Here is a 3,704-nt window from a genome sequence, read left to right on the forward strand (position 1 = left end):
CGTCACGTACCGGATATGATGTGGTAAAATATTATCATCCTGATGAATTCTCTGAAATAAAGGAGTTTGCCCTTAAAAGCGGTTTTAAACAGGTCCTGTCTGGGCCGCTAGTGCGAAGCTCATATCATGCCATGGAACAGTCACGGCCTGCCCTCAAAAAGGATTCTTCCATTCCCGCTAGACCTTCATATTAAAATAGCTTGATTTTTATATAAAATTCATTATACTTGTCAGTAGTGTGCATTTTATCCAATGAGCTGGATTATTAGTTTTAATTCATTTTAATTATATGAGGAGATACGTATGAATGCCGAGGTATTGATCCAAAATGTTTTTAACCTGTTCATTGTAGCGATTATAATTGAAGCGTCAGTTATGGCTGTGTTTACCATGGCTGTTTTCAAGCATCTCAGGGTGCCGGCGCCTGCGGAAATGGCCAGGGATTTTTTAATACTGCTCCTGGCCTTTATTCTGTGCTATAAAGTTGACATCCTGACGCTCTTCAAGGGCACGGGGATAAAGGTCCCTTATATAATTGACACAATCATCAGCGCCCTTGTACTGACGCGGCTGACAAACTTTGTCCGGGAATTTTTTGCCCGGATAAAAATTTCTGATTAACATATCAGCCAATGATATATTTTTTCCCTAAGCAATATGCAACTCGACTTGCCTCAAAAAAAATGTACTCGAAAGGTATGCTGTTGACTCATCGTAAATAGTACTCGAAAACAAAAAATAAATATAGTCAATACTTATTTCGACGATTTTATCTTTCGTTTGTCCAGCACCAGATTAGACGCTCTTTTAAGTTCCTCGATACGCTGCCGTTCAAGGAATGGATTCGGCTTTGTCGCGATCATTTCCCGGCGCCAGACAGGCAGGGTGTGTTTCATTTCTTTTTTTCTTCTGATCCTGACCGGGGCAATAGGGACCCTGATTGGCGCAGCCATGTGAATGAGATCCGCCTGGTAATGGTTGATGATCCGTTTCAATGATGCCGGGTTGAGTCCCGCATAGATTTTTTTAACTTTGCGTTTGACGGTATCCGAAACATCCATGCGCTCAAGCAGCCGCTGGTAGGGCGTCTTCGGCTTATCATACTTCCTGATCGCTTTTGCCCCGATGCGGTGCTTCTCGACGAGTATCATGGTTGGTTGGAAATAATTCACATAGAGATTGAGATACGTGTAGAGCTCATCCAGGACCTCCGCGTGTTCAGGTTTATCGTAGCGTAAATACCCGGTATTTCTTCTCAGGATGCTGTTGTTTTTTTGTTCGATATGGGGATTGTCATTCTTCTTGTAGGGGCGGCCCCTGGTGAACACGATAGTGTTTTCCCGGGCAAACCCCAGTACCGAATCATTGATAAATTCCGAGCCATTGTCGGAGTGGATGCCCCGTATCGGGTACGGGAAGGCTTCCTTCATCGCAGACAGGGCTTTGAGCATCTCCGGCATGGTCTTGTCCTGCACAAGGGTGCACACGGTCCAGGAGGTGCTCACATCCGTTGTGTTGAGGGTATATAAAAAGCCGCCGTAGACATTTCCGCCATTATGCGCCACCAGGTCCACTTGGGTGAAACCGGCCGGTGTTTCTTTCCATTCGCCGAATGTTTTTACCGGAATGCGGTCAATCAGGTACCTGGTGCTTTTCGTCATGGAAGTGCCGTGTCTGCCCAAGGTTTTTCTGGAGGGTGATAAAAGACGATCAACGGTTGCGGCGCTGATTTTTAGTAATTTTTCTTTTATGGGATCGCTGATATCCATTTCATCGAATTCACCGAATTTACGCACCATTTCCGGTATGATGGAGACCAGGCGTTTGCCGCAGAGATAATCCGATGTTTCCCATATCTTTTTCAGGACTGCTTTTACATCGTCATCATACCGAGGTGCATGTTTTCTTTTTGTTCCAGCAATCTTATTATTCATGGCCGGTGCAGAGCTTCTCAAAACACGGCTCGCATAGCTACGATTGTGCTTTGTGTATTCAATGAATTCATTGAGTATTACGATTTTCTCACGTTTGGAAGCATACCGGTATTTTTCAATAAACACCTTTGCCAGAGATTTTCTGTCTGCCATTGTTAGCCTCATTTTAAATGCCTCCTGTGTTTAAAGGGGCATTCTAACATATTTGGAGTACTTTTTTAAATGAGGCAACAGCTATGGTTTGGAGTACTTTTATAAATGAGGCAATATGGTATGCCATATAATGTAATATTATGTCTCATCTAACTTCATACCGTTCCAATTAACTTTAATAACGCACAACAATCGAGAACATTCTGAGTCAATATCCTTACTTAAATATATTACTATTTTTTTACCTGAATTTTATTTTAAACTTTTTTCGAAGCGTAGGTGTTATGAGGGTTTCCACCGCCGTAAGCAGGGAAACCTCATCCATCCTCCAGTTTAGCAACAAGTATATTTTATATGTATCATTATATTAATATTGACTGGTGTAATGTAATTTTATAATTAATCACAGTTACATTATACAGGAAGTCAGGCTTTACATTGTCAGATAATACCATGATACGATCATATGAAATAATTGTTGTCGGAGCAGGGCACGCAGGGGTAGAGGCAGCGCTTGTTGCAGCGCGGATGGGGATGAAAACACTTCTCCTTACCGGAAACCTCGACACCATAGCCCAGATGAGCTGCAATCCGGCCATTGGGGGACTGGCCAAGGGCCACCTCGTAAAAGAGATTGACGCTATGGGCGGCGAGATGGGAAAGACCATAGATGCCACCGGTATCCATTTCAAAATGCTGAACCGGAGCAAGGGACCTGCTGTCTGGTCGCCAAGGGCTCAGGCAGACAAAAAAGCATACCAGTTTGCCATGAAACTTATACTGGAAAAACAGCCGGGGCTCGATATCATACAGGATATCGTGGCGGATATCGTAGCCGAGGGGAGCGCAGTCTCTGGCGTGCGTACTGTACGCGGACAGGAGTTTAAGGCGTCAGCCGTGATCCTGTGCACAGGCACCTTTCTCAAAGGGCTCATCCATATCGGCGAATACCAGGAACACTGCGGCAGGCTGGGGGACTTTTCATCTGAGAAGCTTTCCGATTCCCTGCGGTCACTTGGTTTTCCTGTTCTGCGCCTGAAGACCGGCACCCCGCCACGGGTAAATGGAGACTCAATCGACTTCAGCCGCTGTGAGGAACAGTTTCCTGATCCTGAACCGTTCCCTTTCTCCTACAGCACTGATAAAATAGACAGGGCCCAGGTTTCCTGCTGGATCACCTATACAGGAGAGGCCACACATGCCATGATCCGCAGTAATTTGCACCGCTCCCCCCTGTATGGCGGCGCAATCAAGGGAACTGGAGCGCGTTACTGCCCGTCTATTGAAGACAAGGTGGTACGCTTTTCAGACAAGCCCCGGCACCAGCTTTTTCTCGAGCCTGAGGGCTACAATACACGTGAATTTTATATTAACGGCTTTTCCAGCTCACTTCCCGAAGATGTCCAGCTGGAAATGATAAAAACCGTACCCGGACTCGAACATGTCCAGGTCATGAGGCCGGCTTATGCAGTGGAATACGACTTTGTACCGCCCACGGAACTCAGGGCCACCCTTGAAACCAAGCGATACTCGGGCCTCTATCATGCCGGACAGATTAACGGCACATCCGGATACGAGGAAGCGGCAGCCCAGGGATTTATGGCTGCCCTCAACGCA

4 protein-coding genes are annotated in these 3,704 nt (G+C 45.9%); 3 read left to right on the forward strand and 1 reads right to left on the reverse strand.

The features are described from left to right. Nucleotides 1-194, forward strand: a 194-nt coding sequence (locus KKE07_05120) for a lipoyl synthase (protein ID MBU4270223.1), incomplete at its 5' end; no start/stop codon positions are given. 109 nt (nt 195-303) lie between these two features. Then, a complete protein-coding gene (locus tag KKE07_05125) occupies nt 304-621 on the forward strand; it encodes a hypothetical protein (GenBank protein MBU4270224.1) in 318 nt (105 codons plus the stop codon). Between the two features lie 134 nt (nt 622-755). On the opposite strand, the gene KKE07_05130 is transcribed toward KKE07_05125, so the two are convergent. After that, entirely contained in the window at nt 756-2,099 is a 1,344-nt protein-coding gene (locus tag KKE07_05130) for a DDE-type integrase/transposase/recombinase (protein ID MBU4270225.1), read from the reverse strand. A 441-nt stretch (nt 2,100-2,540) separates the two neighbouring features. Between KKE07_05130 and mnmG the strand changes: the two genes are divergently transcribed. After that, on the forward strand, nt 2,541-3,704 hold a 1,164-nt coding region (mnmG, locus tag KKE07_05135; protein MBU4270226.1), incomplete at its 3' end, for a tRNA uridine-5-carboxymethylaminomethyl(34) synthesis enzyme MnmG.

It is taken from the genome of Candidatus Dependentiae bacterium, from assembly GCA_018897535.1.
Classification (GTDB): domain Bacteria; phylum Babelota; class Babeliae; order Babelales; family UASB340; genus UASB340.